At 71.6% G+C, this 22,050-nt stretch carries 18 protein-coding genes and 1 pseudogene; 11 read left to right on the forward strand and 8 right to left on the reverse strand.

Annotated elements, in window-relative coordinates; genetic code table 11:
* Positions 1 to 133: 133 nt before the first annotated feature.
* From ACJ73U_RS32710 to ACJ73U_RS32730, 5 genes are all read right to left on the reverse strand, one after another.
* Positions 134 to 334, reverse strand: coding sequence for a hypothetical protein (locus ACJ73U_RS32710; RefSeq protein WP_407781602.1), 201 nt, complete (start codon positions 332 to 334; stop codon positions 134 to 136).
* Between the two features lie 238 nt (positions 335 to 572).
* On the reverse strand, positions 573 to 1,460 hold the full coding sequence (locus ACJ73U_RS32715; RefSeq protein ID WP_407781603.1) for a TIGR03619 family F420-dependent LLM class oxidoreductase: 888 nt from the start codon (positions 1,458 to 1,460) through the stop codon (positions 573 to 575).
* 10 nt (positions 1,461 to 1,470) lie between these two features.
* A complete protein-coding gene (locus ACJ73U_RS32720) occupies positions 1,471 to 2,577 on the reverse strand; it encodes an MAB_1171c family putative transporter (protein ID WP_407781604.1) in 1,107 nt (368 codons plus the stop codon).
* The gene (locus tag ACJ73U_RS32725; RefSeq protein WP_407781605.1) at positions 2,574 to 3,068 is read right to left on the reverse strand and encodes a hypothetical protein; all 495 of its coding nucleotides are present in this window, start codon (positions 3,066 to 3,068) and stop codon (positions 2,574 to 2,576) included. The genes ACJ73U_RS32720 and ACJ73U_RS32725 overlap by 4 nt, the downstream gene beginning before the upstream one ends.
* A 46-nt stretch (positions 3,069 to 3,114) precedes the next feature.
* Positions 3,115 to 3,519 (reverse strand): helix-turn-helix domain-containing protein, encoded by a 405-nt coding sequence (locus ACJ73U_RS32730; RefSeq protein WP_407781606.1) that lies wholly within the window; start codon positions 3,517 to 3,519, stop codon positions 3,115 to 3,117.
* 186 nt (positions 3,520 to 3,705) lie between these two features.
* On the opposite strand from ACJ73U_RS32730, the gene ACJ73U_RS32735 reads away from it, so the two are divergent.
* Positions 3,706 to 4,182, forward strand: a complete 477-nt coding sequence (locus tag ACJ73U_RS32735) for an RICIN domain-containing protein (RefSeq protein WP_407781619.1) — start codon at positions 3,706 to 3,708, stop codon at positions 4,180 to 4,182.
* 64 nt (positions 4,183 to 4,246) lie between these two features.
* Here ACJ73U_RS32735 and ACJ73U_RS32740 read toward each other — a convergent pair whose 3' ends face one another.
* Positions 4,247 to 8,602: an ExeM/NucH family extracellular endonuclease gene (locus ACJ73U_RS32740; protein ID WP_407781607.1), complete on the reverse strand. Its 4,356-nt coding sequence runs from the start codon at positions 8,600 to 8,602 to the stop codon at positions 4,247 to 4,249.
* Between the two features lie 128 nt (positions 8,603 to 8,730).
* On the opposite strand from ACJ73U_RS32740, the gene ACJ73U_RS32745 reads away from it, so the two are divergent.
* From ACJ73U_RS32745 to ACJ73U_RS32785, 9 genes are all read left to right on the forward strand, one after another.
* Positions 8,731 to 9,396: a TetR/AcrR family transcriptional regulator gene (locus ACJ73U_RS32745; RefSeq protein WP_407781608.1), complete on the forward strand. Its 666-nt coding sequence runs from the start codon at positions 8,731 to 8,733 to the stop codon at positions 9,394 to 9,396.
* 75 nt (positions 9,397 to 9,471) lie between these two features.
* Positions 9,472 to 10,350, forward strand: a complete 879-nt coding sequence (locus tag ACJ73U_RS32750) for an ABC transporter ATP-binding protein (RefSeq protein WP_407781609.1) — start codon at positions 9,472 to 9,474, stop codon at positions 10,348 to 10,350.
* Positions 10,347 to 11,936 carry an ABC transporter permease gene (locus ACJ73U_RS32755; protein ID WP_407781610.1) on the forward strand — a complete coding sequence of 530 codons (1,590 nt, stop codon included), beginning with the start codon at positions 10,347 to 10,349 and terminating at the stop codon, positions 11,934 to 11,936. The genes ACJ73U_RS32750 and ACJ73U_RS32755 overlap by 4 nt, the downstream gene beginning before the upstream one ends.
* A gap of 75 nt (positions 11,937 to 12,011) precedes the next feature.
* Positions 12,012 to 14,291 carry a hypothetical protein gene (locus ACJ73U_RS32760; protein WP_407781611.1) on the forward strand — a complete coding sequence of 760 codons (2,280 nt, stop codon included), beginning with the start codon at positions 12,012 to 12,014 and terminating at the stop codon, positions 14,289 to 14,291.
* A gap of 154 nt (positions 14,292 to 14,445) precedes the next feature.
* Positions 14,446 to 15,624, forward strand: coding sequence for a PP2C family protein-serine/threonine phosphatase (locus tag ACJ73U_RS32765; RefSeq protein WP_407781612.1), 1,179 nt, complete (start codon positions 14,446 to 14,448; stop codon positions 15,622 to 15,624).
* Positions 15,617 to 17,152, forward strand: coding sequence for a sensor histidine kinase (locus ACJ73U_RS32770; RefSeq protein WP_407781613.1), 1,536 nt, complete (start codon positions 15,617 to 15,619; stop codon positions 17,150 to 17,152). The genes ACJ73U_RS32765 and ACJ73U_RS32770 overlap by 8 nt, the downstream gene beginning before the upstream one ends.
* Positions 17,145 to 17,588: a response regulator gene (locus ACJ73U_RS32775; RefSeq protein WP_407781614.1), complete on the forward strand. Its 444-nt coding sequence runs from the start codon at positions 17,145 to 17,147 to the stop codon at positions 17,586 to 17,588. Before ACJ73U_RS32770 ends, ACJ73U_RS32775 begins: the two co-directional genes overlap by 8 nt.
* Positions 17,585 to 17,998 (forward strand): hydrolase, encoded by a 414-nt coding sequence (locus ACJ73U_RS32780; protein WP_407781615.1) that lies wholly within the window; start codon positions 17,585 to 17,587, stop codon positions 17,996 to 17,998. Before ACJ73U_RS32775 ends, ACJ73U_RS32780 begins: the two co-directional genes overlap by 4 nt.
* A gap of 226 nt (positions 17,999 to 18,224) precedes the next feature.
* Positions 18,225 to 19,391, forward strand: a complete 1,167-nt coding sequence (locus ACJ73U_RS32785; RefSeq protein ID WP_407781616.1) for a protein kinase domain-containing protein — start codon at positions 18,225 to 18,227, stop codon at positions 19,389 to 19,391.
* A 41-nt stretch (positions 19,392 to 19,432) separates the two neighbouring features.
* Here ACJ73U_RS32785 and ACJ73U_RS32790 read toward each other — a convergent pair whose 3' ends face one another.
* Together ACJ73U_RS32790 and ACJ73U_RS32795 are read right to left on the reverse strand one after the other, a co-directional pair.
* Positions 19,433 to 20,785: an aspartate aminotransferase family protein gene (locus ACJ73U_RS32790; RefSeq protein WP_407781617.1), complete on the reverse strand. Its 1,353-nt coding sequence runs from the start codon at positions 20,783 to 20,785 to the stop codon at positions 19,433 to 19,435.
* A 79-nt stretch (positions 20,786 to 20,864) separates the two neighbouring features.
* Positions 20,865 to 21,311 carry an Lrp/AsnC family transcriptional regulator gene (locus ACJ73U_RS32795; protein WP_407781618.1) on the reverse strand — a complete coding sequence of 149 codons (447 nt, stop codon included), beginning with the start codon at positions 21,309 to 21,311 and terminating at the stop codon, positions 20,865 to 20,867.
* Between the two features lie 107 nt (positions 21,312 to 21,418).
* Here ACJ73U_RS32795 and ACJ73U_RS32800 point away from each other — a divergent pair.
* Positions 21,419 to 22,050, forward strand: a pseudogene (locus ACJ73U_RS32800) (hypothetical protein); the annotation flags it as partial.

Consider the following 22,050-nt stretch of genomic DNA (forward strand, 5'->3'; position numbering starts at 1 on the left):
CGAGTTCCCTTCCACCCCTGCTGACCCGGCACAGCATGCCGGACGCCACCGACCCGGTGTTGCGGAACCCGTCCCCAACCCCCGCCAGTGCCCGGAATGCCGCATTCGGTCCGTGGGTTCGAATCCACGATGATCACGGGCCACCACTGAATCGCGAGGCATGCCCATCGATGTCGGCCGTAACGAAGCGTGACGAGGCGGCGAGACGGCTCTTCGCCGCCTCCGCGCTCGTGACCGGCGCGGCCGGGTACACCCCGCCCGCGCCGGCCCTGTGGGCGCTCGCGGTGACGTTCGTGGCCTTCGCCGCCAGCGCGTTCTGCGGCCTGATGGCCACCCGGCAGCGGACCTCGGACGTCGTCCACTTCGAGCAGTTGGAGAAGTGGCGCGCGGATGACCGCTACTGGGCGAACAGCCGCGAGAACGTGGACCGCATGCTGGCCAAGGCGAAGATCCAGTCCCTCACCGGGCTGCGTGCCGGCAACGACGAGAACGCGCGCTGGGCGAACAGGGGCTTCCAGGCCCAGCTCGCCGCTCTGGTGGCCTGGCGGTCGGCGCGATCCTGGCCGGCGCGCTCAGCTGACCGGCGCGAGTGCCTCGGCGATCTCGGTCGCCAGTGCCGCGGCCGCCTTCGGGTCCGCGGCCGGGTTGCCGATGCGGTCGTCCCAGTTGAAGTCGTAGTACAGCTCGGTCACGCCCTGTTCGGCGAGCCACTCGGCGTCGGCGCGGATGTCGTCGTAGGTGCCGGACAGGCGGCCGTCCCGCGTCCCGGGCCGGACCACGCCACGGACCACGACCCGCACCGCGGCCGGGTCGGGCGCGGCGGCGCGGACGGTCGCGACGTCCTCGCCGATCCGGTCCAGGTCGTGGGCGCTGCGGCTCATCCAGCCCGCCGCGAGCCGGCCCGCCCGCTCCAGCGCCGGCCGCACCACGCCGCCCAGCAGGACCGGTGGGCCACCCGGCTGCACCGGCCGGGGCGCCATCCGGCTGGGCGGCACCGTGTAGAACTCACCGTCGAAGCTCGCCGGATCGTCCGTCCACAGTGTCCGGAGCACCCGTACGTACTCCTCGGCCCGGGCACCCCGGCGGGCCCTGTCGGCCCCCGTCGCGGTGAACTCGCTGCGCGACCAGCCGACGCCGAGGCCGAGGTCGAGGCGGCCGTGGGAGAGCACGTCGAGCGTGGCGGCCTGCTTGGCCAGGTAGGTCGGCGAGATGAACGGCATGTTCACCAGCGCGACCCCCAACCGGATCCGCGAGGTGTGCGCGGCCGCGAACGTCAGCGCCAGCAACGGGTCCAGCACGCTCTGGTACACCGCGTCCAGCTGGTCGTCCACGCCGACCAACAGCCGCTGGAACGTCCACAGGGAGTCGTAGCCGAGTTCCTCCGCGTGCGCCGCGAACGCGGCCAGCGTCTCCGGGGTCGCCCACGCGCCGGACACCGGGGCGCCAAGTCCGATCCTCACCAGGCCCACGCTACAAGCGCGCCGGACCGCGCGCTCGGGCGATGACCCGGTACCGCCTCGCCAGTTCGGTCAGCTCGGCCACCTCGTCACCGGCCGGTGCGGCGGGCGCGGTGCCACCGCGCGCCCGTTCGCCGGCATGCCGGCACGCCAACGCCCGGTGCACCGCGACCGCGTCCATGGCGCCGTCGACGTAGGGCCGCAGGCACAGCAGGCCGTCCCAGATCTCGATCATCCGACGGTAGAGGACCCCGTCCGGCGCGGCGAACGGCAGCCGGCGCGGCGACGGATCGAGTGAGATGTCCGGGAACTCCGACCGGAGCGCGTGCCACAGCGGGAACAGCAACCGGTACTGCCGGTTGAGCGCGACCCAGCGCGCGACCCGGTCCATCCCGGTGGGCCGGCCGGCCAGCGGCAGCGCGAGGCCCAGCAGCACCAGCAGGATGGCGAGCCGGAACAGCAGCCCGACCAGCGGTCCGTAGAGCACCGACCCGCGCACGCCGGCGTCGTAGGCGACCATTCCCGCGCACCTGGTCACGGCGTAGGCGGCCGCCACCGCGTCGCCCGCACCCATGATCCGCAGGCCGAGGCGCAGCGTGAACCGGTCGGCGACGCGGGCGCACCGCCACGCCGACGCCCCGAGGAGAACGGCCGCCGGCGCGACGTAGGCGACGTAGCCGTAGCCCTCCCAGGACACCAGCGGCACGGGGTCCGCACCGCGGCTCCTCGCCACGTACTCGGGGTAGTTCGACGGCGCCGTCAGGAACAGCACGACCAGCACGGCGCACACGGCGAGCCCGAGGACCAGCCACCTCGCGACCCGCGGTGCGGCGACCGGCGCGGGCAGTTCCAGGTGCAGGAAGGTGCACCCGGCCGCGGCCAGCGCCAGCACCGTCAGGCAGTTCGACGCCATCGCGGCGAGGCCCGGCGCGGTCAACGCGTCGACGGCCGGGTGCACGACGGCCAGCTGCAGGGTCATCGACGCGACCAGCCCGGTCAGCGCCACGGACATCCACCGTCCGGCGCGGGTGGCCCTTCCGCGGCGCGGACCGGCCAGCCGGGTCAGCAGCCCCAGCCAGCACAGCGCGAGCGGCACGAGCCAGTCCCACTGGACCGTCACGGCCGCAGCGCCGCCTCGATGCGCCGCAGCACGACCTCGTCCCGCGCGGCGAGGGCCGTCGGGGCGAGCACCGGCAGCCGTCCGGCGCGTTGCCGCACCAGCGTCGCGAACCGCTCGGCCTCGCGTTCCTCCTCGTCGTGGTAGGCCCCGCGGCGGAGCACCCGCGAGACCGCGGCCGGGTCGAGGGTGGGCAGGAGGAAGCGCAGCACGCTGTCCGGGGAGGTGCCGGCCGAGTCGTGGCCGCACAGCACGTGGCCGAGCTCGTGCAGGACGATGTGCGCCTGGTGCACGGCGTTCGTCCCGGCCTCGTAGCAGATCAGGTCCGCGTCGCGCACCGCGAGCCACAGGCCGCTCGGTCCACCCGGCCCGATGCGCAGCGCGCGCAGTGTGATCGGGCGGCCGCGCCGCACGGCGACGCGGCGCACCAACTCGTCGATGTCGAACGGATCCGGCACGTCCAGGGACGCGACGGCGTCCAGCAGTCGGTTCATGACCCCCCCGAGAACCTCGAGATCATCGAGATCATGGTGGCACAGGTCAGTCGCGGCGGTTCTCCAGCCGGAGAAGTCGCGTGATGAGGTCGCTCACCGCGTCTCGGCTCTCCTGGGACAGGTCCGCGGCACGCAGGGCGATGTCGGTGACGCCGTTCTCGCGCAGTGTCGAGAGCAGCTCCAGGTCGCGTTCGATCCGCGCGCTCTCCTCGTCGTCGAGGAAGTAGGCGACCGGGACCCCGAAGTAGGTGGCGAGCGCGGTGAGGTGCTGGATCGACGGGTTGTCCCGGCGGCCGGTCCGCAGCTGCCAGATGTAGGTGTGCGAGATCGGCACGCCGAGCTGCTCGGTGATCGCCGCGGCGACCGTGGCGTTGCTGGGTTCGGCGGTCCCGTGGCGGCGCATCGTGGTGAACAGCCTGTCGAGCCTGGCGGCCAGGGTGGGCTCGGACACGCTGGTCACCTCCGGTCCGTTGACGCCTCCCGGGCAGATCCTAAACCAGCGTTGACAGCCGTCCGCCGACCGCGCGAGACTGCCCCGGTTGCAACTCACGTTTAAGCAACCGCAAGTTGACAAAGCTGAAGTTGCTGTCACTGGGAGGGTGTATTGCTTCGAAGATGGATCTCCACCGTGGCCACGATGGCGTTCGCCGCCGTCGCGGTGGTCGGCGTCACTGGGGGGACGGCCGGCGCCGAGACGCGGCAGGCGGTGCCGCGGCCCGTGACCGAGTCGGACCAACTGGCCGTGCAGATCCGCAACCAGAACGGCCTGTGCATGGACATCGGCTCGAACGCGCCGGGCACGGTGGTCGGGATGACCTACTGCAACTCCGGCCTGCTGAGCCAGTTCTGGGTGTTCAACGGGGACAACACCGTCGTGAACGTCAACAACGGCCTGTGCATGGACATCGGGTCCAACGCGCCCGGCACCCGGGTGGGGATCACCACCTGCCACCCCGGCTACACCAGCCAGAGGTGGTTCAACTACTCCGAGGACCGTTCGTTCCGCAACTACAACGGCCTGTGCGCGGACATCGGTTCGAACGCGCCGGGTACCCCCGTGGCCGTCACGACCTGCCAGGCGGGGTACCTCAGCCAGAGGTGGTACTTCCAGTAACCCCGGGGGGCCAAGGGGAAGGCCCGCCCGGCGACACGCCGGGCGGGCCTTCCCCGTCAGTCACTCAGAGTTTGGCGCACTGTCCCGTCGCCGGGCCGTACACCGTGTTCTTGCGGCCGTCGTTGCCCGGGGCCGGGTTGTTGCCCGAGCAGGCCAGCGGGCCCACGATCGAGTTGCCCGCCACCACCGACGCGCCGCCGGTGTTGCCCGTCACCGAGATCGGCCCGGTCACCTGCGCGGTGTCGAGCTTCACGCCCTTCTTGTTGCCCTGCAACACGATGGGGCCGGTGATCTTGGCCTTGTCGACGGCGACCGCGCCGGTCGAGCCGGTGACCGCCACCGGGCCGATGACCTGCGCGCCGGACACCGCGACCTGGCCCGCGTTCGCCGCGGTGATCGGGCCCACGACCAGGCCACCGGTGATGGTCACCGACGCGCCCGCCTTGACCGTCACGCCACCGAAGAGCGTCGCGTTCTCGAAGCAGGTCAGGCCGGCCGAGACCACGACCGTGCCGAACCGCATGCCCGTGATCGTCCGGTCACAGGTCGGGGCCGGCGTGCCGATCGACGACCTCGGCGCGGGGTCCGCCGTCACCGGCGAGTGGGCGGCCAGGTAGGCGTTCAGCATCGTCAGGTCGTTGTCGCCGGTGGTGACGCGGTCCGTGCCCTGCCCCAGGGTGAGGAAGTTGTCGCCACCCGCGGCCAGGAACGAGTTCACCGTGACCCGGTAGGTCCCGGTGGGACTGATCGGCTGACCGTTCAGCGTCATCCCGGTGATCCGCTGCCCCGCCGGGTTGTCCGGCAGGTAGGTGTAGTCGAACCCCTTGGAGACGCCCAGGTGCAGCTTCGGCCGCGACGCGCCCGCGGGCTGCCACTGCTCCTCCAGCACCTGCTTGATCTGCGCACCCGTGTACGTCTTGGTCACGACGTCGTTGGCGAACGGCTGCACCGAGAACGCCTCCGCGTAGGTGACCACGCCGTCCGGCGCGTACAGCAGGTCGGCCCGCAGCCCGCCCGGGTTCATGAACGCGATCTGCGCCCCACCCCGGCCCGGGTCCTGGGTACCGGCCAACTGCACGTCGGCGACGAAGTTGCCCAGCACCGACTCACTGCCGCGGTCCTCGGCGCCGGTCGACGTGACCGCCCGCCTGATGTCCGCGGTGATCGAGCCGAGCGGCTGCTTGCCCAGCTCCGCGGAGTTCGCCTTGGCCCGCGCCACGAGGTCCGCCACCGCCGGGTCCGGGGTGACGCCCTCGACGTTGAGCAGCGCGGCGTCGGAGGTGATGACCCGCTTGGTCGCCGGGTCGATCGACAGGGTGACCTTGCCCAGCTTCACGCCGTAGTCCTCGGCCTGCACGACCGGCCGCAGCCGGTCCGTGCCGGGGATCGGTGCGGTGAACGCGTACGGCTGGTGCGTGTGTCCACTGAGGATCACGTCCACGTTGCCGGACATGTTCATGAACCGCCCGAACACCGGGTCGCGCTGCAGGTCCGCGACGGAGCCGATGTTCTCGGTCGCCGCGCCCTCGTGCGCCAGCAGGACCACGACGTCCGCCTCACCGTTGGCCTCGTTGCCGTCCTTCAGCTGCGCGGCAACGGCTTCCGCCTCCGGCACCGGGTCCCTGAACGTCAGCCCGGCGACCCCGTCCGGGTTCACCAGCGACGCCGTCTGCTCGGTCACCACGCCCACGATGCCGACGCGCACGCCGTCCACCGTCTTCACCTCGTACGGCGGCAACGCGCGGTCCGCGCCCCGGTACACGTTCGCGCCCAGGTACGGGAAGTCCGCCCGGGGCACGACGCGGCCGGTCAGGTCCGCGAAGCCCTTGTCGAACTCGTGGTTGCCGACCGCCGCGGCGTCCAACCCCATGAGGTTCAACGCGTCGAGCGTCGGGTTGTCCTGGTCGATCGCCGAGACGAACGTCGACGCGCCGATGTTGTCACCGGCCGACAGGAACAGCGTGTTCGGGTTCTGCCCGCGCAGCTGGTCCACCAGGCCCGCGAGCTGTGCCGCGCCCCCGACCGGGCCGTTCGCCCCGGTGGCCGGCGACTCGAGCCGGCCGTGGAAGTCGTTGATGTTCAACAACTGCAGCCGCACCGGACCCGTCGACAGCCCGATCACCTTCGGGTTGTGGTCGCTCGCGCGGTACGGGTTCGGCTGGTAGAACGCCGGGTTGCCGTCGTACTCGAACGCGAACGACTCGTGCGCGTTGATCTGCCACACGTCCACGCCGGTGACCCGCGAGGCCAGCGACGGCGTCGCGATCGCGTGGTCGAGCGAGCCGGACTCGCCGCCGAACACGTAGCTCGCCTCGCCGTTGCTGAGGTCCTGGAACGACGAGTCGTAGAAGACCTTCATCGGGTCTTCCTGGGTGTAGGAGTTGAAGTCGCCCAGCAGCAACACGTCGTCGCTGCCGGAGGACGCCTTCAGCCGGTTGACGAACGCGATCGTCGACTGGGCCTGGCGGACCCGGTCGCCGTTGTACGCGCCCTGCCCGTCACCGGTGTCGACGTTGTCGCCGGCCGGCGGGGTCGACGCGGACTTCGACTTGAGGTGGTTGGCCACCACCGTGAACTTCTCGCTGCCGGCCGTGAAGGTCTGCGCGATCGGCTCACGCGCGTTGAACCACACCGACTCGTCGTTGATCGTCTGCGCGTCGCCGACCGGGGTCACCGAGGCGGGCTTGAAGATGATCGCGGTCGTGATGAAGTCCTGCTGCGCGGCCGGTGGCAGGCCGGCGGGGGAGCGCACGTAGTCCCAGGTGCCCGCGCCGTCCTTCGCGTTCAGCGCGGCGACCAGGCGCTTCAACGCCTTCTGCGGGTCGTTCGCCTCGAAGCGGACCGAGTTCTCGATCTCCTCCAGGGCCACGACGTCCGCGCCGAGGGCGGAGATCGCGGACACGATCTTGGTTTCCTGCTTCGCCAGCCCAGCCTCGTCGGCGGCACCGCGGGCGTCGCCGCCGAAGTGCACGAAGTAGTTCAGCACGTTGAAGCTGGCGAGGCGGATGTCGCCGCCCACGTCCTCCGGGGCCGGGGTGCGCGGGTTGGTCGACTTGAACGTGGTGCGCTGCGGGGCGGGTGTCGTCGCGGTCACCGGGGTGGTCGGCTGGAGCCGCCACTCGTCGAACCCGTACGACAGCACGGTCGGCGCGAACGCCTCCACCTGGTCACCCACGCGCAGCGGCGCGTCCGGGTACACGTACGGCGGCAGCTGGCCCGCGGTCGAGAGGTTCGTCGTCGAGCCGTCGTCCAGCAGCAGCCGGCCCAGCTTGTTGGCATTGGCCTGGTTGAGCGCCTCCGGGCTGCCCGGCCGGAACAGGTCGGTCGGCGTCGGCGCGGCCCTGTCGCCGGCGGCGAGCACGACCTCGCCGTAGCGGTTGGTGTTGAAGACCTCGGAGACCGTGTAGTCGCCGACCGGCGCGACGAGCATCGACTCGACCGACTCGCGGCCGGCCGCGTCGAGCGGCAGCGTCAGCGGGACCGGCGCGGGCAGCGGCGCGTTGTTCGCGCACACGGCGACGTCGGCCTTGGCGCCGATGTTGATCTCGGTGAGCCCGTTGAACTCGCTGACGGTGCCGCGCACCTTCACGTCGTCGCCGATCGCGACGCTCGGCTGGTTGGCGGCGTTCGACGTCAGGTAGACGAACACGCCGTCCGACGGCGTGCCCGCGGCGGCCGCGTGGCCGCCCGAGCCCGCGGTCTGGACGTAGATTCCGTTGTAGCCGCCGGTGCGGTGGTCCGCGGTCTCGACGCCCTCGACCACGACCTGGCTGCCGGCCAGCGGGGAGGTGTCGGTCGTGCCCTGGACCTCGGCGATCGTGTGGTTCACGGTCAGCGCGGCGCAGTCGCCGGACCCCGGGTCCGGGTTGCCGCCGCCGGAGTTGCGGGTGCCGAACGTGTTGGGCGCCGCCGCCTGCCAGACGCCGCCGACCTTCTGCAGCGAGTAGCCGACCGGCGTCGCGGCCCCCTCGGCCACGCCGATGTCCGTGGCGGTCGTGCCGTTCGCGGGGCCGCCCGTCGCGGTGAGGGGACCCTCGTAGGACAGGAACTCGGCGACCGTACCGTCCGGGCGCACGAGGGCGACGCCGTCGGGGGAGCCGTTCTGGAGGCCGTCGGTCGGGTAGGTCTGCACGACCACGCCCGCGGCGGGGACCGCGCCGGACAGCGTGGTCGTGCCGTACACGCCACCGCCGCTGCCGTTGTACAGGGCGAGCCGCCAGCCGGTCAGGTCGAAGCCCTCGGGAGCCTCGATCTCCAGCGCCTCACCGGTGTCCGCGCCGACGTTGTCGTAGTGGATCTCACTGATGAACGGTCCGTCCGGCTCCGCGGCCGAAGCCGTCGAGGCACCGAACGCGACAGTGGCTATCGCGGTCACGGCCCCGGCGGCCTGTAGTAAGCGGACACGTCTACTGCTTGGCATTCAGGCCTCCATCGCACGGGTGGAACCGGAGGAGCCTAAATGTCGATGGTGTCCAGGAAACCGCGCACGGATGTACGTTGTGCGATTGTTGTGCGTCCGACTACACGTGCGTGTAGTAGGCTACACGCGTGAGTAGCGCAGCCGAGGATCTGACCGCTCGCGCCCGCATCCGGGACGCCGCCCTGGCGCACTTCGGGGAGCACGGGTTCGAGAAGGCCACGATCCGCGGCATCGCCAAGACGGCCGGCGTGTCCTCCGGGCTGCTCCGGCACCACTTCGGCAGCAAGGAAGCCGTGCGGGACGCCTGCGACGAGTACGTGCTCGGGATCGTCCGCAAGCTCAACGAGGAGACCTGGGCGGCGTACGAGGCGGGCGACCTCGGCAAGGCGCCGTCGGCCCGGGATCCGCTGGGGCCGTACAACCGCTACATCGCGCGGTCCCTGATCGACGGCGGCTCGACCGAGCTGTTCGACGAGATAACCAGGATGGGCGAGGCATGGCTCGCGACCTTCGACGCGCGGAGCGGGCACGAGCCGCACACCTCGGCGAGGGTCCGGGCCGCGGTGGTGGCGGCCTGGGGGCTCGCCATCCCGATGATGTCCGAGCACCTGGCCCGGGTCCTGGGGGCCGACCTGTCCAGCCCCCAGGGCTTCTCGCTGCTCGCGCACGCACTGCTCGACCTGCACTCCATCCCACTGATGAGCCCGGAGGAGGCGGCCGCCGCGCGCACCGGCCTGAGCGAGCCGCCGGCGTCCGGACTGAGTGAGCAGCGGAAGCGAAGCGACCCTCGCTGAGCAGCGCAGGGGGGAAGACGCCGGCCACAGGCCCGCGAGCCCGGCGAGGCAAGGCACCAATGAAAGGACTTTTGGATGACTGACGCGATCAGCGTTTCCGGTCTGGTCAAGGAGTTCGGCCGGACCAGGGCGCTGAACGGGCTCGACCTGTCCGTGCGGACCGGTGAGGTGCACGGCTTCCTCGGCCCGAACGGGTCTGGCAAGTCCACCACCATCCGCGTGCTGCTCGGCCTGCTCCGCGCCGACGCCGGCACGGTCCGCCTGCTCGACGGCGACCCGTGGACGGACGCCGTCGAGCTGCACCGCCGCCTCGCGTACGTGCCTGGTGACGTGACGCTGTGGCCGAACCTGACGGGCGGCGAGGTGATCGACCTGCTGGGGAGACTGCGTGGCGGCCTCGACAAGGGCCGCCGGGACGCCCTCCTGGAGCGGTTCGACCTCGACCCGCGGAAGAAGGCCCGCACCTACTCCAAGGGCAACCGGCAGAAGGTGGCGCTGGTGGCGGCGTTCGCGTCCGACGCGGAGCTGCTCGTGCTGGACGAGCCGACCTCCGGGCTGGATCCCCTGATGGAGGAGGTGTTCCGCGGGGTCGTGCGGGAGGAGCGGCGGACCGTGCTGCTGTCCAGCCACATCCTCGCCGAGGTCGAGGCCCTGTGCGACCGGGTCACGATCATCCGCGAGGGCCGCACCGTCGAGACGGGGTCGCTCGCGGACCTGCGGCACCTGACCCGCACCTCCATCGAGGCCGACCTCGCCGGCCCGGTCAACGGGCTGGCCGACCTGCGGGGCGTGCACGACCTCCTGGTCCGCGAGGGCCACGTGAAGTTCGACGTCGACACCGCTGCCCTGGCGGAGGCGTTGCGGGCACTGACCGCCGCCGGCGTGCGGTCCCTCGTGAGCCAGCCACCCACGCTGGAGGAGCTGTTCCTCCGCCACTACGAGGTGACCCGATGACCGGGACCTGGCAGCTCGTCCGGCTGATCCTGCGGCGGGATCGGCTGATCATGCCCATCTGGGTGGTGCTCCTCGCGCTGGTGCCGGTGTCCTATGTGTCCCTGCTCGACGGCCTCTTCCCCGCCGCCGCCGAGAAGGCCCACTACGCCACGGTCAGCGCCAACAGCGCGGGGTTCGTCGCGCTGTACGGGCGGCTGTTCGGCGCCGGCATCGGTGAGCTGGTCGCGTGGCGCGCCGGGTTCATCCTGGTGATCATCGGGCTGGTCGCGATCCTCACGGTCATCCGGCACACGCGTGCCGAGGAGGAGGCCGGGCGGCGCGAGCTGCTCGGGTCGGCCGTCGTCGGGCGGCACGCCGGGCTGGCCGCCGCCCTCGTCGCCACGTGTGGGGCGAGCCTGGTCATGGGGCTGGTGCTGGCCGCCGCGATGGCCGGGCAGGGCGTCCCCGGCGGTGGCTCGCTCGCGTTCGGACTGGAGTTCGCCGCGACGGGATGGGTGTTCGCCGGCATCGCGGCGGTGGCCGCGCAGCTGACCGCCAACGCGGGCTCCGCGCGTGGGATCGCCGTGACCGTGCTGGCCGTCGCCTACGTCCTGCGCGTGGTCGGCGACGTCAGCGGCATGACCGACGGGCCGCTCACCTGGGTCACCGGCCTGTCCCCGATCGGGTGGGTGCAGGCGATCCGCCCGTACGGTGACGACCGGTACTGGCTCGCGCTGGTGGTCCTCGCGGCGGCGGCGGTGTTCACGGCGGTCGCGGTGGTGCTGTCCGGCCGGCGGGACGTCGGCGCGGGTCTGGTGCCGCCCCGACCCGGTCCCGCGGACGGCGGTCTCGGCTCGCCGTTCGGGCTGGCGTGGCGGCTGCACCGCGGGCTGCTCACCGCGTGGACCGGCGGGTTCGTCGCGCTCGGCGTGGTGCTGGGGTACCTGGCCGAGGGCGTTGGCGACCTGGTCGGCGACAACCGGGCCATGAAGGACGTCTTCACGCGGCTGGGCGGCGCGCAGGGGCTGATCGACAGCTACCTGGCCGGCATGGCGGGCTTCTTCGGGCTGCTCGCCGGCGCGTACGCGATCCAGGCCATGCTGCGCGCCCGCGCCGAGGAGACCGCGGGGCGCGTGGAGCCGGTGCTGGCCACGGCGACCGGCAGGCTGCGCTGGCTCGCGTCCCACCTGCTGTTCTCCCTGCTCGGCCCGGCCGTCGTGCTGGTCGCGGCGGGGCTCGCGATGGGCGTCACGCACGGCCTGAACGTCCGCGACGTCGGTGGTGAGCTGCCCCGGCTGCTGGCCGGCACGGTGGTCCAGCTGCCGGCGGTGTGGATCCTGTCCGCCGTGACGGTCCTGCTGTTCGGCCTGCTGCCCCGGTTCGCGGCGGTGGCGTGGGCGGCGCTGTCGGCCTGCCTGCTGATCAGCCTGGTCGGGCAGGCCGCGGGGCTCGCCCAGTGGGTGCTGGACATCTCGCCGTTCACCCACCTGCCGAAGCTGCCCGGCGGCGGCGTGACCGCGCTGCCGCTGATCCTGCTGGTGGCCGTCGCGCTGGCGGTGACCGCGGCCGGCGTCACCGGTTTCCGCCGTCGGGACGTGCCGGGCTGAGAGTGCGCCGGCGCGGTGGAGTTCCCGACCCAGGCGTAACGATTCACCCGGGTGTCGCGACCACGGGGTGTGTTCGTGGAACTGCGCGTGCACGGGGTGAGCGGCACGCCGCCCGTGGACCTGCTCGACCACCCGCTCGTGAAGCAGGTCGCCGGGGACACCGACGGCCGGTTCTTCCGACCCGTGGACGCGGCCGGCAACGAGGTGCGCGCCGCGGACGGGCACGTGCTCGAGGGGTACCACTGGGCCCCGCAGACCTCCGGCACCTGGCGGCAGGCGCTGTGGCTCGCGCTGGTGCCGTTCGGCCTGGTCAACGCCGCGTACTTCATGCTGCCGGGCGGCGGGGCGGGCAACGTCCCCCGGGCCGTCACCCGGGCCTCGTTGCGGGTGCTCGCGATCGTCCTCACCGCGCTGGTCGTGCTGGCGATGGCGCAGGCGGCGGTCGACCTGTTCGCCTGGCAGTGGACCGGCGTCGGTGGGCGGTCCGGTGACCCGCGCTGGTGGCTCGTCGCGGGGTTCGCCGCGGTGGTGGTCGGGCTGCTGGTGATCCGGTTCCTGGTCGGGCCGCCGCGCAGCGCGGCGGCGGCGTCCTCGCCGGACGAGGCGGTCACCGGCCTCGCGGGTGGCGAGTTCTACATCGGCGACCGCGACATGCCGGCGCTGCGGCACCTGCACCTCACCGCCGGCCTGACCGTCCTCTCCGTGCTCGCCGCGTCGCTCGTGCGGCAGTACGGCGCGGCCGGCTGGCTGTACTGGGTCGCGGTCGGGTTGCTCGCGTGGACCGTCCTGCACACGATGCTGCTCGGCGACCCGCGGCGGCGCCGTGGCCTGCGGGCGTTCTTCGCCGAACAGCTGCCGGTCGTCGTGCTGTGCGTCGGCGTCGTGCTGTTGGTCGCGTCGGTGGCCGCGATGGTCGCGGTGGCGGACTACCCGCCGAGCCGGCGTGGCATCCTGCCCGGCATCGGCGACCTCGGGCGCTGGGCGGCCGGGCTCGCGATCGTGTCGCTCGTGGTGCTGGTCCTCGCGGCGGCGGTGCTGGCATGGCGCACGCGGGAATCCGAGCTGGCCGCCGGCGTCTGGACCGGAGGGAAGACGCCGGGTACAGGCCCGCGAACCGGCACTGTTCCACGGCCTTTCCGGCGGTTCCTCGGCGGGATGACCGGTCCGGTCGTGGCCGCGCTCGGGATGTTCCTCGGCGTGGGGTTCACGTCCGCGCTCGCCTACGGCGTGCTGCGGCTCCTGCGCCCGGCCGACGACCCGACGGCGATGGCGCTGCCCCTGTTCTACCTCAGGATCGCCTTCGCCGCGGGGGTGGCGGTGGCGCTCACCGTGCTGATCGCGCTGGTGGTGGCGGTGTGGGTGCTGCTGAGGGCCGAGCGGTTCGCGAACCTGGTGCGTGCCTCCGCCGGCCCGGACCTGCTGCCGGACGACCAGGTGCGTGGCGTCGCGCTGGCGTGGCGGCTGGCGCGGCTGAAGTTCTCCGTGCAGTGGCTCGCGGTCGTCCTCGCCGGCGCCGGCACGGTGCTCACCGTCGCGGCGGTGGTCGAGGCGGCCGGGGACACGGGCGCGTCGGTCTGCCACCCGAGCGGCACCTGGCTGTCCGACTGCCGCGACCTGCCCGGCCTCGACCTGGTGACCGTCGGCACGGTGGCCCTGCTGCTGCTGGGCGGTTTCCTCGTCTACCTCGGCCGCCGCGCGGTGGGGGACAGCGCGGTCCGCCGTGCGGCGTGCGTCGTGTGGGACGTCATCGCGTTCTGGCCCGCCGCCGTCCACCCGCTGGTGCCGCCGCCGTACTCGCCGAAGGTGATCGAGGACCTGCGCCGGCGCATCGAGTGGCACGTGTCCGAGCCGGACACGTGCCTCGTGCTGGCCGGGCACAGCCAGGGCAGCATGATCGCGGCGGCGGCGCTGACACGGCTCGCGCCGGAGTACCGGCCGAAGGTCGCGCTGCTCACGTACGGCTCGCAGCTGCAGCTCGCGTACTCCCGGGCCTTCCCGGCGTACGTCAACTACCGCTTCCTGTGCTGGCTCAAGGAGGACGTGCTCGGGGACCGCTGGGTGTCCCTGTACCGGGAGACGGACCCCTTCGGTGGCCCGGTGCTGAGCTGGAGCCGCACCGAGGGGCCGGAGTTCCGGTCCTACCGCCTCGGCTCCGCCGAGGTCGGCGTCGACGAGCTGGACCCGGTGACCGGGCTGCGCCGCTGCGGCGCCGAGTGGCGGCTGCTGGACCCGTGCCCGTCCGACGGCGTGCTCACCCCGCGGCAGGCCATGCGCCGGCACACGGCGTTCTGTGTGGAGCCGGCGTGGACCATGGCACTGGCCGAGCTGACCAGCGCGTTCGACCACAAGGCCTAACGACACCTGGGCAGGTGGTATGACCACGGCGGGATCCGGCGCATCGGAGTGTGCCGGCACGCACCTGTCGTCGGAGGTCTGACTAGGATGTGCTGAATCGTATCGACCGTCCGTGGTCGGCACCCGGGGAGTGAGGGACGAACAGGGCCAGGACATGGTTGGTGCGTTCAGCGGGACCCGTGAATCCCCGGCCGCGACCACGGTGCTGTTGATCGAGGACGACGACGGTGACGCGTTCCTCGTCGAAGAGCTGCTGCGCGAGGCCGGGAGGATCTTCGACCTTCGCCGGGTGCGTACGCTCGCCGAGGCGAAGGCGGCCGTCCAGGACGCCGGTTGCGTGCTCCTCGACCTCGGCCTCCCCGACACCTACCAGCTCGACGGCCTGCGCTGGCTCCAGAACAACGTGCCCTCGATCGCGGTCGTCGTGCTCACCGGCCTCGCCGACGAGTACCTCGGTGAGGAAGCCGTCCGGCTCGGCGCCCAGGACTACCTCGTCAAGGGCCAGGTCGACGGACCGCTGCTCGACCGGGTGATCCGCTACGCCGTCGAGCGCGAGCGGTCCGACTCGCTGCAGCGCCAGCTCCGCGACGCCCAGATCTATGCCGAGGAGAACGGCCGCCTCGAACGTGGCCTGCTGCCGACACCGATCGTGCCGCCGGAGGCCGACCTGCGGGTCATCCCGCGGTACTCGCCCGGCGGCCAGCGGCTCCTGCTCGGCGGCGACTTCTACGACGTGGTCCAGACCGCCGACGGCACCGCGCACGCGGTGGTCGGCGACGTCTGCGGGCACGGCCCGGACGAGGCCGCGCTGGGCGTGTCGATGCGGGTCGCCTGGCGCTCGCTGGTGCTCGCCGCCCGGCCGTCGCCGGAGGTGCTCACGGTCGTGAACCAGGTGTTCACCCACGAGCGGTACAAGTCGAACCTGTTCACCACGCTCTGCATGCTGTCGGTCGACCCGTCCCGCCGGACCGGCACGCTGCACCTCGTCGGCCACCCGCCGCCGCTGCTGGTCGTCGGCACGGAGGTGCGGGAGCTGAAGGCCCCCGTGCGCACCCCGATCGGCGTCGGCGACGGCACCCGCTGGCCGAACAGCGAGGTCGAGCTCGGCGACCGGTGGACCGTGCTGATGTACACCGACGGCCTCATCGAGGGCCGGGTCGGCACGCAACGCAGGCGGCTGGACGTCGACGGGCTGGCCGAGCTGGTCGAGGGTGCGGCCCGCCAGGGGCTGCGGGACGAGGAACTGCTCGACCACGTGATCAACGCCGTCCAGGAGCTGAACGGTGGCGCGCTCGACGACGACATGGCAGTGGTGGCCCTGAGTCATGGCTGAGACGCGGCGCTGGCCGCTTCGACGGATCATCAACGTCAGCCTCGCGGTGCTGGCCGCGTTCCTGCTGGCCGCGCTCATCGGGGGCGGGTTCGCGCTGAGCCGGCTCGGGGACGCCCGAGCCACCGTGGTCGGTCGCATCGACCCCGCGCTGCAGCAGGCGTTGCGGCTGCAGTCGGCGCTGGTCGACCAGGAGACGGGCGTGCGCGGGTACGCGCTCGGGGCCAACGAGGACGTGCTCAACCCGTACATCACCGGGGTCACCGCGCAGCACGAGGTGGCGGCGCAGCTGGGCGGCCTGCTCACCGACCTCCCGGACGCCGCGGCCCAGCTGCGCCGGGTGGACGACCGGGTCGACCAGTGGCGCAAGGTCTACGCGCAGCCGACCATCGCCGAGGTCGCCCGCACGGGTGAGCCCGCGTCGACCACGTCCGTCGAGCAGGGCAAGGCGTACTTCGACCGGGTCCGGGCCGCGCTCGACGGGCTGCAGACCAGGCTCAACACGGCGCGGGTGAACGCCAGCGACACCCTCGACGGCGCCGCGACCACGACCAACATCGTGTTGGTCGCCATCGCGGTGGGGTTCGCGCTGATCGTCGCCGCGCTCGCGCTCGGGCTGCGCCGCGCCGCCATCCAGCCGATCTCCCGGCTGGCCGAGGAGGTCCGCATCGTCGCCCGCGGCGAGTTCGACCACCCGGTCGAGCAGAGCGGGCCGCGCGAGGTCCGCGAGCTGGGCACGGACGTCAACATCATGCGGGAGCGGATCCTGCAGGAGCTGTCCGCGCTGCAGGTGGCGCACGCCGAGCTGGACAAGCGCAGCACCGACCTGGAGCGGTCGAACGCGGAGCTGGAGCAGTTCGCCTACATCGCGTCGCACGACCTGCAGGAGCCGCTGCGCAAGGTGGCGAGCTTCTGCCAGCTGTTGGAGCGGCGGTACAAGCGGCAGCTCGACGAGCGCGCCGACCAGTACATCGCGTTCGCGGTCGACGGCGCGAAGCGCATGCAGATCCTCATCAACGACCTGCTGGCGTTCAGCCGGGTCGGCCGGGTCGTGCGGGAGCACGTGGTGGTGTCGTGCGACGCCGTGCTGGAGCAGGCGCTGGCGAACCTGTCGTACACCATCGAGCAGACCGGCGCGACGATCGAGGCCGACCCGCTACCGGACGTGTCGGCCGAGGTCCCGCTGCTGACCACCGTGTTCCAGAACCTGATCGGCAACGCGCTGAAGTTCCGCGGCGACGAAACGCCGCACGTGCGCGTCACGGTCCGCCGGGACGGCGACTTCTGGGAGTTCGGCGTCGCCGACAACGGGATCGGCATCGACGACGAGTACGCGGAACGGATCTTCGTGATCTTCCAGCGGCTGCACAACAAGGCGGACTACCCGGGCACCGGCATCGGCCTGGCGATGTGCCGGAAGATCGTGGAATTCCACGGCGGGAGGATTTGGCTGGACACGACGGTGGAATCCGGCTCGCGGTTCTGCTTCACCCTGCCGGTGATCAACGAGGACGAGGAAACAGATGGCTGACCCCACCTCCCTGGACATCGTCGACGTACTGCTGGTCGAGGACGACGACGGCGACGTGCTGATGACGCGCGAGGCGTTCGAGCACCACAAGATCCGCAACAACCTGCATGTCGTGCAGGACGGTGAGGAGGCGCTACAGTTCTTGCGCCGCGAGGGACCCTACGCGGACGCGCCGAGGCCGGGTCTCATCCTGCTGGACCTGAACCTGCCGAGGCGTGACGGCCGCGAGGTGCTCGCCGAGCTGAAGGCCGATCCCGAACTGCGGGTGATCCCCGTGGTGGTGCTGACGACCTCCGAGGCGGAGGAGGACATCCTCCGCAGCTACTCGCTGCACGCCAACGCGTACGTCTCGAAGCCGGTCGACTTCGACCGGTTCATCGACGTCATCCGCCAGATCGACGACTTCTTCGTTACGGTGGTGAAACTCCCCGGATGATCGAGCTGCCGGACGCCTACTGGGAGGTCCGGTATGTCGGCGCCCGCTACCCGGGTGCCCCGGTCGTCCGGGAGCGGCCGGGGCTCGCGGAGGGCGCGAACTGCCAGCTGTACGCCTACGAGGTGCTGCGTCACTTCGGACTGAACCCGCCCGACCTGCGCTCCAGCGAACTCTGGACCGACACGGCGACGACCCAACGCGTCTCCGTGCCCCGCCCCCTGGACCTGGTCCTGGTGAACGCGACCCGGGACGCCTGGGGTGCGCACGTCGGCGTCTGGGCCGGCGATGACAAGATCCTGCACCTGTGTGCCGAGGTGGGACGCCCCACCTTCTGGAACCTGGCGACCTTCGCGACGCGCCCGAGCTACCGGGTCCTGGTGGGGTTCAAGCGCGTCACGACCCACGGCTGAGACCCGCGGATCCGTTGCCAGCAAACCAACTCGGCACCCCGCGGCGTCGCCGGACTGAACCGGCCGGCGCACCTGCCCGTGTACACGGCATGCCGAGTCAGCAGCACGTGCCGGCCGTCGAGCCGGGCGTGCACGCGTACGGCTGGCGTCCACCGCCACCACAGGTGCTCGGCACCGGCTCTGAGCGGCTACGTTTCCCGCTCACACGGCCAGGGTATTCACGGGCGTGATCGTCGACGGCCGCTACCGAGTAGGCCCCCGCCTAGGCCGGGGTGGGATGGCTGACGTGTTCGAGGCGTGGGACTCCCGCCTCGAGCGGAAGGTGGCGATCAAGAGATACCGCGCGATTCCGCACGGTGTCGGCCTGCGGCGGTTCATGTCGGAGGCGGAGCTGCTCGGCGGCCTGTCGCACCCGGGTCTCCTGACGGTGTACGACATGAGCTTCGACGGCGAACATCCTTTCCTGGTACTGAGTCTGGCCACGGGCGGCACACTGCGCGACCGGCTCGACACGGGCACGCTCCCGCAGTCGCGGGTGGCCGAGATCGGCGCGACGGTGGCGGAGGTGCTGGCGTACGTGCACGAGCAGGGCATCGTGCACCGCGACGTCAAGCCGTCGAACATCCTCTTCGACGACCAGGGCGACTGCTACCTGGGTGACTTCGGCATCGCGCGGGCGATCGGCGCCGCGCACATCACGGACTCCAGGGAGTTCGTCGGCACGGCCGCCTACCTGGCGCCGGAACAGGTGGAGGGCCGCTCACCCGGACCGCAGGTCGATGTGTACGCGTTGGGCCTGGTACTGCTCGAATGCATGACGGGGGTGCCGGAGTACACGGGCACGGACGTCGAGATGGCACTGGCCAGGCTGACCCGCCCGCCCCGGGTGCCGGGCACGTGGGGTGCGCAGTGGCGGGCGGTCCTGACCGCGATGACCGCCACGAACCCGGAGGAACGGCCGACGACGCAGGAGTGCGTGTCCCTGCTCCGCGCGCTGGAGGCCGGCGAGACGGTCCCGATGGCCGTCCCCACCCGCCGGTCCCCGAAGGTCTACGCGGGCATGGCGACGGTGGCCGCGGCGGCGCTCGCGGCGATCGCACTGGGCGGGGGCCCGGTGCCGGTGACCGGCGCACCGAACGCGGATCCCACGCAGGTCGTGCAACACACTCCCGCGCCGGTACAGCGACCGGCCGAGGCGGCGAACACCGCGCCGCCCGCCGCCCAGCAGCCCACGGAGCCACCGCCGACCGGCCAGGCGGCCGGCGCCGAGCACGGCGACGACTCGGGCAAGGGCTCGAGCTCCGGGAAGTCGGGCAGGCCGAACGGCAGGTCGGGGAAGCCCGGCCACGGCAACGCCGGCGAGGGCAACGCCGGCGAGGCCGAGGCCGGCTGAGCGGCGCCCTCGATCTCCATCCTCGCGATCGCCCCGCGGCCTCAGAGCCGAGCGGACGCCTCGGTCAGCACGTCACGGAGGATCTCCTCGATCTCCGCGAACTGCGCCTCCTCGCAGATCAACGGCGGGGCCAGCTGGACCACGGGATCCCCGCGGTCATCCGCCCGGCAGTACAGGCCCTTCTCGAACAGCGCCTTCGACAGGAAACCACGCAGCAACGCCTCCGACTCCGCTTCGGAGAACGTCTCCCTGGTCGCCTTGTCCTTCACCAGCTCGATGCCGAAGAAGTAGCCGTCCCCGCGGATCTCACCCACGATCGGCAGGTCCGCCAGCCGCTCCAGGTAGGACCGGAACAGCGGCGAGTTCTTCCGCACGTGCGCGTTCAGGTCCTCGCGGACGAACACGTCCAGGTTCGCCAGCGCCACCGCCGAGGCCACCGGGTGCCCGCCGAAGGTCACCCCGTGGGCGAACGAGTTCGTCCCCTCCCGGAACGGCGCGGCGAGCCGGTCGCTCGCCACCATCGCACCCAGCGGGACGTACCCGCTGGTCAGGCCCTTGGCGCAGGTGATGATGTCCGGCTGGTAGCCGTACCGGGTGGCGCCGAAGTACTCGCCGAGCCGGCCGAACGCGCAGATCACCTCGTCCGACACCAGCAACACGTCGTGCCGGTCGCAGATCTCCCGCACCCGCTGGAAGTAGCCGGGCGGCGGGGGGAAGCAGCCGCCCGCGTTCTGCACCGGCTCCAGGAAGACCGCCGCGATCGTGTCCGCCCCCTCGAAGAGGATCGCCTCCTCGATGCGGTCCGCCGCCCACCGGCCGAAAGCGGCCGCGTCCGCACCGTCCGGCCCCGCGGTCCCCGCCGGCGCCCGGTACAGGTTCGTGTTGGGCACCCGGATGGTCGAGGGCACCAGGGGCTCGAAGTCCGCCTTCAACCCGGGCAGGCCGGTGATCGACAGCGCCCCCATCGAGGTGCCGTGGTAGGCGATCGCGCGCGAGATGACCTTGTGCTTGCCCGGTTTCCCGGTCAGCTTGAAGTACGCGCGCGCCAGCTTCCACGCGCTCTCGACCGCCTCCGAACCGCCGGTCGTGAAGAACACCTGGTTGAGGTCGCCCGGCGTCAGCGTCGCCAGCCGCTCCGCCAGCTCGACCGCCTTCGGGTGCGCGTAGGACCAGAGCGGGAAGTACGCCAGCTCCCGCGCCTGCTTGGCCGCCGCGTCCGCCAGCTCCTCGCGCCCGTGCCCGACCTGCACGACGAACAGCCCCGACAGCCCGTCGAGGTAGCGCTTGCCGTTCGTGTCCCAGATGTAGGGACCCTCGCCGCGCGCGATGGTCGGCACGGAGGCGTCCGCGTAGGACGACATGCGGGTGAAGTGCATCCAGAGGTTGTCGGCCATGCTTCGATTACCGCACAGAATCCGGTCATGGGCAAGCGAGAAACGTTGTGCTCGCGGGCAGGAGCTACGGAATCCGTAGCTAGGCCGTGCCCCACGAGTACGTCTGCTTCCGCAGCTTCAGGTACACGAACGTCTCGGTGGTCGTGACGCCGTCCACCGCGCGGATCTCCTTGAGGATCTCCATCAGGTGGTCGTCGTTGCGGGCGACCACCTCGGCGAGGAGGTCGAAGGAGCCCGCGGTGATCACCACGTAGTCGACCGCGGGTATGTCGGCCAGCTGGTCCGAGGTCGCCTCCAGGTCCCCCGACGTGCGGATGCCGACCATCGCCTGGCGCGGGAACCCGAGCTGGAGCGGGTCGGTGACCGCGACGATCTGCATCACGCCGGCGTCGAGCAGCCGCTGCACCCGCTGCCGCACGGCCGCCTCGGACAACCCGACCGCGCGCCCGATCGTGGCGTACGGACGGCGCCCGTCCTCCTGCAGCTGTTCGATGATCGCCTTCGAGACCTCGTCGAGATCCGCCATGCATCCTCCCTGGTAGGACCATGAGTCTGTCGCATTTCGTTGCGTAGTGCGACTGTGACAACGGAATCCCTTGTCCACTGACCTACTGCGTGTCAGTATCAGTCGCCATGCGACCCACGTCCCGCAGAAGCGTTCTGCGTGGTCTCGTGGCCGCCACCGGGCTGGTGGTCACGGGCTGCGGCATGCCGGGCACCCGGCAGGACCCCGCCGCGTGTCGCAGCGCGGACGTGTCGAGCACCGACAGGAAGCTCGTCGTCTCCAACTGGCCCCTGTACATCGACGTCGACGAGAACGACGAGTCGAAGCGGCCCACCCTCGACGCCTTCATGGCCGAGACCGGCATACAGGTGACGTACCAGGAGGACGTCAACGACAACAACGAGTTCTTCGGCAAGATCCGCAACCAGCTCTCCACCTGTCAGCCCGTCGACCGGGACATCGTCGTCCTCACCGACTGGATGGCCGCGCGGATGATCCGGCTCGGCTGGGTGCAGCCGCTCCAGAAGGACAAGATCCCCAACGTCGAGGCGAACCTGCTGCCCGCGCTGCGCGGCCGTCCGTGGGACAGGAAGACCGAGTACGCCGTGCCCTGGCAGACCGGCCTGGCCGGCCTCGCGTTCAACGGGAACGTGACCAAGGAGGTCCGCACCGTCGACGAGCTACTGACCCGGCCCGACCTCAAGGGCAAGGTCACGTGCCTCTCGGAGATGCGGGACACCATGGGGCTGATCATGCGGTC

This window comes from Actinophytocola sp. (genome assembly GCF_045807065.1).
In the GTDB taxonomy this organism is placed as follows: Bacteria; Actinomycetota; Actinomycetes; order Mycobacteriales; family Pseudonocardiaceae; genus Actinophytocola.

What these genes read in the sequence shown, in the direction of transcription:
- ACJ73U_RS32795 (WP_407781618.1), bottom strand. Translation starts at nt 21,311, where the DNA reads ATGGCGGATCTCGACGAGGTCTCGAAGGCGATCATCGAACAGCTGCAG.
- ACJ73U_RS32780 (WP_407781615.1), top strand. Translation starts at nt 17,585, where the DNA reads ATGATCGAGCTGCCGGACGCCTACTGGGAGGTCCGGTATGTCGGCGCC.
- ACJ73U_RS32740 (WP_407781607.1), bottom strand. Translation starts at nt 8,602, where the DNA reads ATGCCAAGCAGTAGACGTGTCCGCTTACTACAGGCCGCCGGGGCCGTG.
- ACJ73U_RS32765 (WP_407781612.1), top strand. Translation starts at nt 14,446, where the DNA reads ATGGTTGGTGCGTTCAGCGGGACCCGTGAATCCCCGGCCGCGACCACG.
- ACJ73U_RS32775 (WP_407781614.1), top strand. Translation starts at nt 17,145, where the DNA reads ATGGCTGACCCCACCTCCCTGGACATCGTCGACGTACTGCTGGTCGAG.
- ACJ73U_RS32750 (WP_407781609.1), top strand. Translation starts at nt 9,472, where the DNA reads ATGACTGACGCGATCAGCGTTTCCGGTCTGGTCAAGGAGTTCGGCCGG.
- ACJ73U_RS32735 (WP_407781619.1), top strand. Translation starts at nt 3,706, where the DNA reads ATGGCGTTCGCCGCCGTCGCGGTGGTCGGCGTCACTGGGGGGACGGCC.
- ACJ73U_RS32755 (WP_407781610.1), top strand. Translation starts at nt 10,347, where the DNA reads ATGACCGGGACCTGGCAGCTCGTCCGGCTGATCCTGCGGCGGGATCGG.
- ACJ73U_RS32725 (WP_407781605.1), bottom strand. Translation starts at nt 3,068, where the DNA reads ATGAACCGACTGCTGGACGCCGTCGCGTCCCTGGACGTGCCGGATCCG.
- ACJ73U_RS32770 (WP_407781613.1), top strand. Translation starts at nt 15,617, where the DNA reads ATGGCTGAGACGCGGCGCTGGCCGCTTCGACGGATCATCAACGTCAGC.
- ACJ73U_RS32790 (WP_407781617.1), bottom strand. Translation starts at nt 20,785, where the DNA reads ATGGCCGACAACCTCTGGATGCACTTCACCCGCATGTCGTCCTACGCG.